Source organism: Kribbella sp. NPDC049227, assembly GCF_043197265.1.
In the GTDB taxonomy this organism is placed as follows: domain Bacteria; phylum Actinomycetota; class Actinomycetes; order Propionibacteriales; family Kribbellaceae; genus Kribbella.
Genome location: NZ_JBICST010000006.1, coordinates 39194 through 53055 on the forward strand (window position 1 = coordinate 39194; position 13862 = coordinate 53055).

General features: G+C 64.3%; 11 protein-coding genes and 1 pseudogene. 4 read left to right on the forward strand and 8 right to left on the reverse strand.

The genetic code is table 11. The features are described from left to right. Positions 1-5: 5 nt before the first annotated feature. Both ACGFH6_RS26210 and ACGFH6_RS26215 read right to left on the reverse strand, forming a co-directional pair. Positions 6-1283 carry an acetyl-CoA C-acetyltransferase gene (locus tag ACGFH6_RS26210; protein ID WP_393388868.1) on the reverse strand — a complete coding sequence of 426 codons (1278 nt, stop codon included), beginning with the start codon at positions 1281-1283 and terminating at the stop codon, positions 6-8. After that, on the reverse strand, positions 1280-2023 hold the full coding sequence (locus tag ACGFH6_RS26215; protein WP_393388871.1) for a TetR/AcrR family transcriptional regulator: 744 nt from the start codon (positions 2021-2023) through the stop codon (positions 1280-1282). The genes ACGFH6_RS26210 and ACGFH6_RS26215 overlap by 4 nt, the downstream gene beginning before the upstream one ends. Positions 2024-2122: 99 nt before the next feature. Between ACGFH6_RS26215 and ACGFH6_RS26220 the strand changes: the two genes are divergently transcribed. After that, positions 2123-3472 carry an acyl-CoA dehydrogenase family protein gene (locus ACGFH6_RS26220; protein ID WP_393388873.1) on the forward strand — a complete coding sequence of 450 codons (1350 nt, stop codon included), beginning with the start codon at positions 2123-2125 and terminating at the stop codon, positions 3470-3472. 13 nt (positions 3473-3485) lie between these two features. Here the strand turns inward: ACGFH6_RS26220 and ACGFH6_RS26225 are convergent, their stop codons facing one another. Continuing rightward, entirely contained in the window at positions 3486-4364 is an 879-nt protein-coding gene (locus tag ACGFH6_RS26225) for a tyrosine-type recombinase/integrase (protein ID WP_393390548.1), read from the reverse strand. A 69-nt stretch (positions 4365-4433) separates the two neighbouring features. Beyond that, positions 4434-4823: pseudogene (locus ACGFH6_RS26230) on the reverse strand (hypothetical protein); the annotation flags it as partial. 475 nt (positions 4824-5298) lie between these two features. On the opposite strand from ACGFH6_RS26230, the gene ACGFH6_RS26235 reads away from it, so the two are divergent. After that, positions 5299-8289: a TrlF family AAA-like ATPase gene (locus ACGFH6_RS26235; RefSeq protein ID WP_393388875.1), complete on the forward strand. Its 2991-nt coding sequence runs from the start codon at positions 5299-5301 to the stop codon at positions 8287-8289. A gap of 446 nt (positions 8290-8735) precedes the next feature. On the opposite strand, the gene ACGFH6_RS26240 is transcribed toward ACGFH6_RS26235, so the two are convergent. Both ACGFH6_RS26240 and ACGFH6_RS26245 read right to left on the reverse strand, forming a co-directional pair. Next, entirely contained in the window at positions 8736-9059 is a 324-nt protein-coding gene (locus ACGFH6_RS26240) for a hypothetical protein (protein ID WP_393388878.1), read from the reverse strand. 30 nt (positions 9060-9089) lie between these two features. Then, positions 9090-9434, reverse strand: coding sequence for a hypothetical protein (locus ACGFH6_RS26245; RefSeq protein WP_393388880.1), 345 nt, complete (start codon positions 9432-9434; stop codon positions 9090-9092). 285 nt (positions 9435-9719) lie between these two features. On the opposite strand from ACGFH6_RS26245, the gene ACGFH6_RS26250 reads away from it, so the two are divergent. Continuing rightward, complete coding sequence (locus tag ACGFH6_RS26250; RefSeq protein WP_393388882.1) at positions 9720-11105, forward strand: helix-turn-helix domain-containing protein; 1386 nt, start codon at positions 9720-9722, stop codon at positions 11103-11105. Continuing rightward, positions 11102-11992 carry a phosphotransferase gene (locus ACGFH6_RS26255; RefSeq protein WP_393388885.1) on the forward strand — a complete coding sequence of 297 codons (891 nt, stop codon included), beginning with the start codon at positions 11102-11104 and terminating at the stop codon, positions 11990-11992. The genes ACGFH6_RS26250 and ACGFH6_RS26255 overlap by 4 nt, the downstream gene beginning before the upstream one ends. A gap of 102 nt (positions 11993-12094) precedes the next feature. On the opposite strand, the gene ACGFH6_RS26260 is transcribed toward ACGFH6_RS26255, so the two are convergent. Then, positions 12095-13045 carry a hypothetical protein gene (locus ACGFH6_RS26260; RefSeq protein WP_393388887.1) on the reverse strand — a complete coding sequence of 317 codons (951 nt, stop codon included), beginning with the start codon at positions 13043-13045 and terminating at the stop codon, positions 12095-12097. A gap of 164 nt (positions 13046-13209) precedes the next feature. Beyond that, a complete protein-coding gene (locus tag ACGFH6_RS26265) occupies positions 13210-13542 on the reverse strand; it encodes a DUF2116 family Zn-ribbon domain-containing protein (RefSeq protein WP_393388890.1) in 333 nt (110 codons plus the stop codon). Positions 13543-13862: the final 320 nt, after the last annotated feature.

Here is a 13862-nt window from a genome sequence, read left to right on the forward strand (position 1 = left end):
TGCTCCTACTTCTCGAGGATGGCGACGACGCCTTGGCCGCCGGCGGCGCAGATCGAGATCAGGCCCCGCCCACCGCCGTTCTCGTTCAGTTGCTTGGCCAGCGCGGCGACGATCCGCCCGCCGGTCGCCGCGAACGGGTGGCCCGCGGCGAGCGAGCTGCCGTTCACGTTCAGCTTGTCCCGGTCGATCTCGCCCAGCGGCGCGTCCAGGCCGAGCCGTTCCTTGCAGAAGATCGGGTCCTCCCACGCCTTCAGGGTGGCCAGCACCTGTGACGCGAACGCCTCGTGGATCTCGTAGTAGTCGAAGTCCTGCAGGGTCAGACCGGCCCGGGCGAGCATCCGCGGTACGGCGTACGCGGGAGCCATCAGCAAGCCCTCGGCACCCTTCACGTAATCGACCGCGGCGGTCTGCGAGTGCGTGAGGTAGGCGAGCGGCCGGAGACCGTGCTCGGTGGCCCACTCGTCGGTCGACAGCAGCACGGTCGACGCGCCGTCGGTCAGCGGCGTTGAGTTGCCGGCGGTCATCGTCGCGGTCTCGCCCTTGCCGTAGACCGTCTTGAGTTTGGCCAGCTTCTCCAGCGACGTGTCCGCGCGGAGGTTCTGGTCCTTCTCGAGGCCGAGGTACGGCGTGATCAGGTCCTGCTGGAAGCCGCGGTCGTACGCGTTCGCCAGGTTCATGTGGGAGCGGTAGGCGAGCTCGTCCTGGTCCTCGCGGGTGATGCCCCACTCCAGCGCGGTGAGCGCGGCGTGGTCGCCCATCGACTTGCCGGTCCGCGGCTCGGCGTTCCGGGGGATCTCGGGTACGACGTCCTTCGGACGGACCCGCGCGAGGACCTTGAGCCGGTCCTGGAAGCTCTTGGCCCGGTTCAGGTCGAGCAGGATGCTGCGCAGCCGGTCGTTGACCGAGATCGGCGCGTCGGACGCGGTGTCGACACCACCCGCGATCCCGACGTCGATCTGACCGAGAGCGATCTTGTTGCCGACCAGGATGGCCGCCTCGAGCCCGGTGCCGCACGCCTGCTGGATGTCGTACGCCGGGGTGGTCGCGGCGAGCTTGGACCCGAGAACCACCTCGCGGACCATGTTCCAGTCGCGGGCGTGCTTCAGCACCGCGCCGGCCACCACCTCACCCACCTCCTGGCCGCCGAGGCCGGCCCGGTCGACCAGGCCGTTCAGGGCGGCGGTGAGCATGTCGGAGTTGGAGGCGTGCCGGTAGGTCTTGTCCTGGCGGGCGAACGGGATCCTGTTGCCGGCGACAACGGCCACTCTGCGGGTCTCGGTCACGATTTCTCTCCTGCTCTGGTGGAGCGCGGGGTTGTCTTCTTGCCGTTGTTCAGGGCCTTGCGGCCCACGGCGGTTGCGAGCGTGGCGGTGATCGCGGTCGACCGGACGGTGCCGACATCGGCATGATGCACGACCGGGTGCCCGGGCCGGCCGCTCGACACGATCAACCCGACCCTTGCCATGTGCAACGAACCGAGTGTCTGCGTGTACAGATGGTTGGCGAGGTAGTCGCTGTCGACTTCGTCGAACACCCCGGTCCGCTGGCCGGCCTCGAGGATCGCCGCGATCCGCTCCAGCGCCGCGGCCATCGCCGTACCGAGCTTGGTCATCACCGGCTCGGTGATCTCGCCGAACAGTTCGTCACCGGTCCGCCGCAGCAGGCTCATCGCGCAGTCGGCGAAGGCCGGGAACTCCAGGCAGAAGTCGACGAACACCTCGCTGAGCGCTTTCAGTCGATTGAGCGGCGCCCGCCGGGGGTTGTCGACCTCGGCCAGCCGCTGGTCGAGCTCGCCGAGATAGTCGACCAGGGTGAGCGCGAACAGCTCCTCCTTGCCGGCGAAATGGCGGTAGATCAGGGCCTTGTTGATCCCGACCCGCTTGGCGATATCGTCGATCTGGGCGTCGATCGTGCCCCGCTCGTCGAACAGTTCGCGGGTGGCCCGGATGATGTCCCGCTCCCGGTCGCGCCGGCGCTCCGCCGTGGTGCGGCGGCGTCCGATCGCGAGCAGCGCGGAGCTCATGGAACGATCTTAGTCACAGGGGTGCCCCCCGGTGCAAACGACGGTTACACTCGCCGGTAACATCTGGCTTGTCTGCTTCTTTGCCGCCGGAGGATGTTGATGACCGACCCGAAGTCCGCGCCCGCCCTGTCCGCCGACGTGATGACGCTTGCCGGAGAGCTCGGCGCCGAGCGATCCAAGCCCGGCTGGACCACCTTCTCGCTGGCCGTCAACGACGATCAGCGGGAGATCCGCGACTGGACCCACGCCTTCGCCGCCGACGTCATCCGCCCCGCCGCAGCCGAGTGGGACGAGCGTGAGGAGACACCGTGGCCGATCATCCAGGAGGCCGCGAAGATCGGCCTGTACGGCCTCGACATGAACGTCAACCTCTTCGTCGACCCGACCGGCCTGCTGATGCCGCTCGTCCACGAGGAACTGTTCTGGGGCGACGCCGGCATCGCGATGTCACTCAAGGGCACCGGTCTGGCATCGTCCGCGATCTTCTCCAACGGCACCCCCGAGCAGTGGAGCCAGTGGATGGGCCGGTGCTACGGGACACCTGACGACGTACGCGTAGCCGCCTTCTGCTCGTCGGAGCCCGGTGCGGGTTCTGACGTGTCCGCGATCCGTACGCGGGCGACGTACGACTCGGTGACCAACGAGTGGGTCATCAACGGGCAGAAGGCCTGGGCCACGAACGGCGGCATCGCGGACATCCACGTCGTCGTCGCCACCGTCGACCCGTCGCTCGGGACGAAGGGGCAGGCGGCGTTCGTCGTACCCAAGTCCGAGGTGCGGGGGCTGGAGATGGGGACGAAGCTGCGCAAGCACGGCCTGCGCGCGTCCCACACAGCCGACGTCTTCTTCGACAATGTGCGTATCCCGGCGGAGAACGTACTCGGCGGCAAGGAGAAGCTGGACGCCCGGCTGGCCCGCGCTCGCGAGGCCGCTAGCCAGCGCGCTCGAGTGCCCGCTGCCGGACAGCAGGGGCGCAACGCGTCGATGGCCACCTTCGAGATGACCCGCCACCTGGTCGGCGCCCAGGCGATCGGCATCGCGCGAGCGGCGTACGAGGTAGCCCTCGAATACGCCAAGACCCGCGAACAGTTCGGCCGCCCGATCATCGACAACCAGGGCATCGCCTTCAAACTCGCCGACATGGCCCTGGAGATCGACGCCGCCCGGCTGCTGGTCTGGCGCGCCGCCAACATGTCGTCGGCGCTGATGCGCGGCGAAACCCCCGACTACCAGCACGGCGAAGGCTCCATGGCGAAGCTGAAGGCCGGCGAGGTAGCCGTCAAGGTCACCGAAGAAGCCATCCAAATCCTCGGCGGCAACGGCTACACCCGCGAATACCCCGTAGAACGCATGCACCGAGACGCCAAGATCTACACCATCTTCGAAGGCACCTCCGAAATCCAGCGCCTCGTCATCGCGCGGGCTATCTCGGGCATGCGTATCAGGTAGGCGTTCGCGCAGGTCAGAGGCTGATTCCGGGGTCTTCCGGATACGGGCCGCCGTCCGTCTCCCAAGAGGTAGTGGGGGAGCGTACGGCGGCCTGCTCCGTGACTGCTCCGTGGGATTTCAGAGAGAAGAGTCTGGCGAGCCTGGAGTCCACCGCCTTCCGCGCCCGCTCGTGCGATGACGGCAGCATGTGGGTGTACAGCCTGAGCGTGAACCCCGGGTCTCCATGACCGAGGTACTCCGCCAGCTCCTTGATGTTGACGCCATCAGCGAGCGTGATGCTCGCGTAGTAATGCCGCAGCGCATGCATCCCGTTCTCCCGACTGGAGATGTACTGCCGGCGGCCGCGCCGATCCGTCTTCGGCTCTGCGATCACACCCGCGTAGAACAGCGCCGGCTTCCAAACCAGCTCGTCGTACGTCCGCGCCCGAATGTGCTTGTCATCAGTCCACCGAAACAGCAGCTTCACAGTCCGTGGCTCACCATCGGTCTTCTCCCAAGGCAAGGTGTACGGGCGTGGCTCGCAAGCCCCGATGTGCTCCTTGAGGATCAGCGCTGTCCCGTCAGACATCGGCACCGTCCGCTCGCTGTCGTTCTTCGGCAACGCGAACACAAACTCCCGCCCAAGCTTCTTCACCTGCCGCCGAACATAGATAACCATCGCGTCGAAGTCGACGTCCTCCTCAGCAAGCCCGAACAACTCACCCTGCCGCAGTCCACACGCCGCCCCGACTGAAGCAATCGGTCGGTACTGCGGCGCGTGACCTTCCACGATCCGGAGCACGACATCGTCGCTCCAGGCGATCGTCCTGCCGCTCTTCTCCGCGGGCACCTTGACCGCTCGCCCCTTCGCCGGATTCTTCTTGATCGCCTCGTCATCTACCGCGATCTCCAACGTTCCATGCAACACGAGGAACGCCGTACGCGCGGTCGACGGCCCGAATCGCCCATCCAGATCAGCGACCCAAGCAGCAATCTCCGACGGCTTGATCGTCCGCAACTGCCGCCGCCCGAACACCGGATCCACATGCAGCCTCAACGACGATTCGTACCGGATCAGCGAAGCCGGATCCACCACCCGCGAAGCCAACCACCGCTCCGCAACCTCCCCAAACCGAACCTTCCCAGCCTCCGGATCGATGTACTCCCCACGCTCCCGATCCGTCTCCATCGCATTGGCATGCCGCTCAGCCGGCGCCTTCGTCCCGAACGCCTTAGTCCGCTCCCGCCCCTCCGGATCCACCCACCCCGCCAACCACCGCTTCCCGTGCCCCCACCTGGCGGTCCGAACCCGCAGCGTCGTCCCATCCGGTTGCTTGACGCCCCGAGTCCACTGATCCTTCACATACGCCATTGCCGCGCCTCCGCCCGCCGCCGATGTGCGGCAGCTCAACGTTCGAAGCGCGGAGGAAATCGACGGCCAAGGCCGCGTACAGCGACATTCGCCGCGGACTCATGTTCCTGGCGATCAGACCTCGTAGGTGTCGCGGCGGCCCGGGCGGGCAACTCTCGACGAAGTGGTTGCTTGAAGGGTGGCTTTGGTCACGGATTGCAACTATGGTGCACGGTGCACAGGAGGCTCATGGGGTGTGGGCCTGGGGACGGGAGCGTCGATCGGACGCTTGTGCTTATGGGGCGGACATGGGTAGAACGCGCGGTTTCCTCACTGAGTTGCAGACCCAGGCTGCGGTCGCGCAGCGCGAGCCTGAGCGGGCGCACGCCGCAGCCGTGAGAGAGCAGTTGGGAGTGCGGCGGGAGGCCGGACGCGCCTTCAACGCAGCACAGAGGGCGACACCTGTCGCGGCGAAGGATGCTCCGGAGGCCGGCGAATGACGGCTACCCAGACACGGTCGCAGGCGGACCCGCGTGGCTCAGTGTGGCGCCGATGGGATCCACACATCCACACTCCCGGTACGGCCATGAACAATCAGTTCGGCAACGACGCTTGGGACGAGTACCTGAGCCTGATCGAGCAGTCTGCGCCGCCAATTGAGGCGCTGGGCGTCACGGACTACTACAGCATCGATGAGTACGACAAGATCATCGAATTCCAGGCAGCGGGTCGCCTACCGAACGTTGGTCTCATCTTCCCGAACATCGAGCTACGTCTGCCAACGGCGACGAGGAACGACCACCCGGTCAACATCCACCTGCTTGTCTCCCCGGAGGACCCCAACCACGTTGAGGAGACGCGGCGCTTCCTGCGCACCCTAAAGTTCTCCTCGGGTCGAGAGTCGTACGTCTGCGACAGATCGGACCTGATCCGGCTCGGCAAGGCACACAACTCGTCGATCACGGATGACCGGGCAGCGCTGGCGGCGGGCACGAACCTCTTCAAGGTGTCGCTCGACAACCTCAAGGCCTCACTGGATGCCAGTGCTTGGGCACAGGGCAACATCATCATCGGCGTGGCTGGCGGGAGCACGGACGGGACCTCTGGGGTTCGCGACGCGGGCGGTTCTCTCGAAGCCGTCCGAGTTGAGATCGAGCGCCTCGCGCGTGTGATCTTCGCCAGTTCGGCGGCCCAGCGCCTCTTCTGGATTGGGGAGGGGGCACTGAAGGCCGAGGAGCTGACCAAGCGGTACGACGGTTTCAAGGCGTGCATTCACGGCAGCGACGCGCACAGCCTCGACCGAGTGGGTAAGCCGGATGAGAATCGCTATACCTGGATCAAGGGCGACGCCACGTTCGAGTCTCTCCGTCAGGCGTGTTTGGAGCCGAAGGAACGCGTGATTGTTGCCGAGCGACCACCCAAGGGCGCGCTCGACTATCGGGTGATCGACAGCATCTACGTCTCGGGCGCTGACTGGATAGCGACCCCCGAGATCCCCCTGTCTCCAGGGCTGGTCGCCATCATCGGAGCGCGGGGTTCAGGCAAGACAGCGCTGGCCGACCTGATCGCCGCTGGTGCTGGAGCGGCTAGTCCAGACGAGGCAGATCAGACATTCCTGCAGCGTGCTGGTCACCACCTCGACGGAAGTAGCGTAGCTCTTGAGTGGGGCGACGGGGAAAGTTCGGACGCCGAGCTTCCACCGAGCTTCACCCTTGACAGCGACACGCCCCGCGTCCAATACCTGTCTCAGCAATTCGTTGAACGCCTGTGCTCGTCGGAAGGGATAACGGACCAACTACTCGCGGAGATCGAACGGGTTATCTTCGAGGCACATCCGTACGAGGAGCGGCTCGGGGCGTCGAGCTTCCGCGACTTACTTGACCTCCGCGCCAGCCATGGGCGAGACCTCCGTCGCTTCGCTCAGAATGAGATGGAGCATCTCGCGGAGCAGATCGAGGCCGAGCGCGCCGCCGGCGATGAGCTCCCGGGGCTGAAGAACGAGTTGTCCAGACTCTCTGGCCTTCTCGCGGAGGATAAGAAGGCGCGGGGTGGCTTGATTGTCGTTGGCGGCGAAGCTCGCTCCACGCGTCTTGAAGCGCTCAACAGTGCGCTCGTCGCTAAGCAGGCTGAAGTGGACGTCCTAAAGCGACAGGAGAGATCGCTTTCCGATCTCGCAGATGCCGTCAAGGACATCTCAGATCGGCGGCTGCCCGCGATCCAGACTGAGTTGCAGCGCGACTATGCCGTCGCCGGGCTGACGGCCGCTGAGTGGCAGGGCTTCACACTGGGGTTTAACGGCAATCCCGCTACATTCGTGGAGGAACGCCTGACCTCTGTGCGTCAGGCAATCGTGAACCTAGTTGGTCCAACGATTCCTAAGCCAACCCAGCCCGCACACGAGTTGTCGCCGTTTGTCGCTGATGACGCCGACCTATCGAAGGAGACGCTCGGCTCACTCCGCGCCGAGGCTTGGCGGCTCGGCGAGCTCATCGGCCTCGATGTCAATCGCCGGAAGCAGCTGCAGGCACTAAACGACAAGATTGCCAAGACCGAGGCGGCGCTCGTGTCGGTCAATGCCAGCATCAATGAAGCTGGGAGCGCCTCTGACCGCATCAGAGCCCTGATGCTCAAGCGCAAGCAGGCCTACGCATCGCTCTTCGACGGTTTCGTCTCCGAGCAGGAGCAACTTGAGGCGATGTACTCGCCGCTCAGGGACATGCTGGGCGCGGAGCTGGGCACGCTTGGGAAGCTGACTTTCAGCGTCAGGCGCGTCGTCGACGTCGCGGCCTGGTCCAAGCAGGGCGAGGCTCTGCTGGACCTCCGGACGGGCGTGTTTCGTGGTCGCGGTGAACTGCTCACTCAGGTAAGTGAGAAGCTCCAACCCGCCTGGGAGACTGGTGCGAGCGCTGAGGTGGCTGAGGCCATGATGGCATTCCGTGATGAGCACGATCGGCACTTTATCGAGCAGGCAAAGGCGCCGAGTACCGAAAAGACAGTTTTTCGCAAATGGGCCGCTGGCATCGCAGCATGGCTGAACAGCACTGAGCACATCTCAGTCAAGTACGGCGTGCAGTACGACGGCGTTGAGATCGAACAGCTTTCGCCAGGCACACGAGGCATCGTGCTCCTGCTGCTCTATCTAGCTGTGGACCAGACAGATGACCGGCCGCTCATCATCGATCAGCCCGAGGAAAACCTAGACCCCAAATCGATCTTCGACGAACTAGTCGGGCGCTTCGTCGACACGAGGCGTCGCCGGCAGATCATCATCGTGACCCACAATGCGAACTTGGTCATCAACACCGATGCCGACCAGGTCATCGTTGCGAATGCCGAGGCACATCGGCCGGGACGGTTGCCGGTGATGACCTACACGAGCGGCGGCCTTGAAAACCCCGACATCCGACGACAGGTCTGCGAAATACTTGAGGGCGGCCAACATGCGTTCGAAGAGCGGGCTCGACGCCTCCGGATTCGTATCCTTTGAGGCTGTTGGTGGGCCCAAATGGTCTACGCCTCTTAGCGGCGACCTGCGAACTGCATTCAGTCGGCATGCCGCCGTGGCGCACATCGCCTCCGCAATGCGTATCTTGCCCACCGCGCGGCAGATCCTTGCCCGCCAAGGTAAGCAGCTCGACTGAGCTTTCGGAGATACCGGAAACCACGCAGTACTGCCAGAGTCACGCCGGCTGGCCGGCCCGGCCTTAACCAATGTCGGCCGCTGGTCCTTTATTCACCGACGGGTGTGCCGCGGTTTGCCGGTTCCTTAGCGTGCGCCGCGCTGCGTCCGCTCAGGCGCAGGGGCGCCGAGCGGATGCAGCTTCGGGGCAGGAACGCCACCCGACTCAGTGAGGTGGATCAGGTGGAGCTCCCGGTGGAGCGGCGGAACGGACGCGGGGTGCAGGGGACTTGAGGAGAACGTGGGACGTCCCCTCAGCACGTCCGCTCCGCCGGCTTGGTGGCGATCAGGACCTCGTGGGCACAGTGGCGGAGGTGGTCTCTGATCTCTAGTGGGTGCCCGAGTACGGCGAGGTGGTGCAGCGTCGGTACGACGAGCGGCTGCCCCTCGGACTCCAGCAGCGATTCGAGAAGATCGAAGGCTGCGCTCGGCGGTCCGGGCTCTTCGACGTACACCTTGCTGATCTGCAGCCGTTGCTCGATCGCGAACGCATTCAGCTGTCGACGGATCGCAAGGAGCTGTCCTGTGTTGCGCACGAAGGACATCGAGATGAACCCGAGGGCTTGGGTAGCAGGCATTTGCGGCACTCGTTCCTTACGACTGTGTGGCTAGTTGCCGACCACGATCGTGATGCCGTTCGACTCGAGTCGCTCTCGTACTGACATCGCATTACCTGCGACCTCAAGATGCTGGACGTCCGGCGTGATGATCATTCGCTGCGCTTCCTGCATCACGACCGCGAGCAGATCGTGGAACGCCTCCGGTGATGTCTCGATCTCCTCGATGTGAATCGCCACGAGCTGCGCACCACGAGCTTGAGCGGCCTCGACGATTAGCGTGCGTGCGTTCGCCAACTCGATCTCGTTCATGAGGAAGTGCTTGCGGATGTAGCCGTACGCCCGCAAGGCGTCGCCCCGCTCATGGTGGTCCGTACCTGGAAGAGTGCTAGTCATCTGCCGACCGCCGCATCATTCGTTGCGGCCGGACAGGTCTCGCATCAGGTCGGTGATCATTGCGATAGTCAGGCCCGCGGTCAGGCAGATCACGATGAAGAGTGGCGTCGTCATGATGGGCGTCCTTTATCGTCGGTTGTAACGCTCTGTATCCACACCATGGCCCGCTGACGGCGAACACCACTACAGGCAGTGCTCATCGAGTCGACCTATCGGCGGCGCCGATAGACGCACCGGATGCGCTCGGGCTAACTTCACAGAGCCGCCCAGGGACAAGGAGTGACGATGACGGCGACGCAGCCGGTGCTCGACTCCTCCTGGTGGGATCAGCCGGAGCTGCGTACTGTCTTGGCGTCGCGTGACGTGGCGGGCATCTTCCGCTGGTTGCAGCGGCACGGCTGGAGTCAGACGCAGATCGGTGCCCGTACATGTCAGTCCCAGGGCGAGGTCTCGGAGATCCTCAACGGTCGGCAGGTCAAGGCGTACGACGTCCTTGAACGCATCGCCGACGCATTCGAGATTCCCCGCGGACGGATGGGGCTCGCATACAGCTCTTCTGGCCGCGGAGAGAGCGACGAATCGCGCGAACTGACCAGCGACGATCGCAGGAACTTCGCCGGCGCGGTGGCGAGTGTGGCGTTCGGTTCGGTCAATGAGCAGGCTCGCAAATGGCTGCCCGACGTACCCAGTGGTGTGGCTTCTGTGCCGTCGGTGATTTCCGAGATCGACGTGGAACAGGTCGTGTCGATGACTGCGGAGTTCCGGAAGCTCGATCAGCGTTACGGCGGGGGAGCGGCGGTCGACGCTGCCCGTGGTTTCTACGGCTACGCACGGCGGATGATGCACTCGACCGCTGATCTGCGGACGCAACGGAACCTCAAAGTGTCCCTGGCCGACTTCAGTAGCATGCTGGGTTGGTCGTTCCATGACATCGGCGATCAGGCCGCTGCTCGGCGCTTCTTGATGAATGCGCTCGTACTGGCCAAGGATGCCGACGAGCCATCGCTGGCTGCCTCGATTCTGTACCGACTGGGTCGGGTGAGCATGCAAGAAGCCCAGCCTGTTGAGGCGTTGAAGATGCTGCAGCTTGGCCAACTTGCCGCGCAGGACGCAGACGATCCGGCCGAGGTTGCGAGACTCCACGCCAACGAAGCCTTGGCGTACGCGATGCTCGGCAAGCACGATCATGTCGTCGATGCCCTCGCTCGTGCAGAGCATGAGATGGGCCGTGCTGACAAGCGCCGAGTCTCTCCGTGGACAACCCTGTACTTCACTCCGGGCGACTACACCGGGCATCAGGCACTGGTGTACAACTCGCTCTCGGCTGATGCGAAGGACGATGCGCAAGCCCGCGAGTACGCCGTGCGCGCTGTCGCGTTCGCGCAACAGGCAATCACCGAATCCGGCCCTGACAGATCGCGCCGAAGTCGGACGTCTGATCGGATCATCTTGTCGACGAACCTGCTGCGTACGAATGAATTGGCCGTCGGCATCGACGTGGCTCGTGACGTGATCGATGAGGCGCAGCATCTCCGTAGCGGCCGCGGACTCAGCCGCCTAGCCGAGATTGGCGCCGCAGCATCAGAACACTCTGGCAACTCCGATGCCGTGGACCTGGTACACCAGCTCGAATCCGTTCGCACAACCGCGCCGAAGGCACTCACCGCATGACGAACCTGTCCCCAGAGCTCGACCAACGGCTGAAGCACGCACTCAAGGGCATTTGCCAGGAGGCCGGCCTTCTGCCGGACGAAGCGGAGCTGATCAAGTACACGAACAACGCCGTGTACCGGCTTCCCGGCCAGGGCGTCGTCGTCAGATTCGGTGCTGGCGACCTGGCCAGTCAGCGAGCCGACCATGTCGCGCGAATCGCCACCTGGCTGGAGCTCCACGATGCGCCGGCCGTCAGGCTCGCGCCCGGTCTGGTCCAGCCCGTCTTGTTCGAGAACTACTCGGCAACAATCTGGCAGCTCCTCGAAGGTGGCGACCCTGCATGGACCGGCGCCGAGTTGGCGGTGCCCTTGCTGGGCTGGCACAAACTCGAGCCTATGTCCGGCCTAAAGCCCTGGGATCCCTTCAGCAGCGCGCGTAGCCGTCTCGCCATGGCCGACGGACTCACGGCCGACGACCACGCCTGGCTGACCCAACAATGGTCCAATATTGAAGCCGACTACCGCGCACTCACACCCAACCTCCAGATGGGCCTGCTGCACGGCGACGCCTACATCGGCAACCTTCTACGTGAGCCCACAGGCCGCTTCGTCCTTTGCGACTTTGACGGCTCCAGCATCGGCCCGCTCGCCTACGATCTGGTAGTTGCCGCAGTCAGCGCTCTACGCTTCGGTGCCGCCCAAGACCACGAAGCCCTGGCCGCGAGCTACGGTCTAGACGTCACCACCCTGCAGGCCTGGCCAACCCTTAGGCGCATCCGAGAGCTGGTCCTCGTGACGAGTGTCATCACTGACCTCCGCCACCGCCCCGACATCGCCAAGATTCACGCGCATCGGCTGGCCACTCTCAGATCGGGCGCCAACGAACTGTGGCACCGCTACAAGTAGCTTTTGTACGCGTCCGTGTGAGCGGCTCGAGTCATGGATGCGTCGCGAGGTGGGGAGCACCCGCCCGCAGACGGCCGCGTCCAAAGGTCGCACGGTGCCGCATCAGGTCGGTTCGATCCTGATGATGTCATCACGGTTGAGGTCGACCACATTGCGATCGCGGTCGGTGAGGCGTATCGACGCTGTCGGCTCACCGGTGTCCGTTGTCACGACCATCAGCGCGTCTTGATCTAGGACCTGTCCGCGTCCGACGGCGTACTCGACACCTTGCAGTTGCTGTGACGACATGCCCAGCGGAACTATGCGGAGCTGCGTGCTGACTGCGATCTGAGCTCTGAGGATCCTCGAGAGCCCGGAGTCACTTGTAGGCGACGCGATGTGGACCGTGGTTTGCTCTGCAGTCCGGGGATGGTGCGCGAGCACTGGTTCGATTCGTATCTGTAGCCAGTTGGATTTGGGATTGGCGGTCGCGGTGACCGTCCCGAGAGTCGTCGTGTCAATGTTGGCGAGCGCCTCCTGCACGAAGGTCTGTGCGGTGCAGAGATACGTTCCGTCGGCCGCGAATAGTCGGGCTTCGAGATCGAGCTCTGCTCCGGATTCTTGACCTTCGCATAGGACCCGCACGTCAACTTCTCCAGTCCACCGGACCTCGCGCGCTTCGATACTGAGTTGGAGAGCGGCAAGGGGACCGTCTTGTCGAATGGATTGGCTCGGTGTGACGGCCTCGATTCCGAGGAGGGCTGCCCGCTCCTCGGCCCTCTTGGTGAAGCCGCTCGACGAGACGAGAACTGTTTGGTTGATAGGCAGGCTGCTGTGCTTCTGGGCAACCTGCTCGACCCATTCGATGCCCTGGCGGCGCTTGTGATCGCGAGCCTCGATACCGATGCTGAGTTGCTGCCCGGCGAGAGTCGCCGTGATGAGAACGTCGACCTCGCGGCGCTGTCCGGTGATGCGGTCGACGAGCATGGCGGACTCGGTGACAGCGGCATCAGGTGCGATGTGCTTCTTGACGAAGTACACGACGGCCTGAAAATCGTTCGACCGAGCTGGCATACGGCAATGATAGGGACCGTGCACGGTTCGCTGAAGGTGGCTCGACGCAGCGTCGCGATCAGACCTAAGTCGGTGACCCCGACCAGGCGCTCACGAACCGATCGAGTTCGGCTTGTCTGAGCGCTGCGTGCGCTCCATCTCGTGCACGAGGTGAGGCCGTGCGTCTACGTCAAGTCCCATCTCCTGTACGGGTTTCGAGTGGACAAGAGTCGTGTTTGTGCGCGCTTCAGGGCCTCGCGGAGAGATGCGTTAGAGCGCTGCAGCTCAGTGACTTGGTGCTGCAATCGGTCGACTTCTGTGAGGAGCGTGGTGACGTGTTTGGCTTCGATTGCTTCCGCTGAGCGGACCCGTTTGCGGCTTCGCCAGTGGCGGAGGCGGCAATGATCTGAGCAGAAGCGTTGGTCGGATCTGGCCGCGGTGTAGCTGTCGGCGCAGTGCTCGCAGACATGGTGGAGCGCCGTCAGATCGTGCCCGAACGGAGGTGGAAGGTCGTCCATGGATGCTCAACGTCCGGCCCGCGAAGATGCCGAAATACTCGTTGCAAATCGCTGACACGCCTCGAGTGCAAGATGTGTGACAGTGGTGGAGCTCCCTCTGAGCAGCTGCCATCAGTATCGGCTGTGCGTTGGCACGCAGATTTGCGTACCATCTAGGCAGTTCGTCACCAAGAGGCGGTGGACTATGCGTCTCCTGCTCGGCGCCCGCGGACGGTCGTCGGCAAAGAGCGTGGTTTCCCGCGCCGCCGGCCCGCGCGCTCGCCCGCGGCGAGTTGACCTGCAGGCGATGGGCTCGGACCTCGCCCGCCTCGGCATGAAGG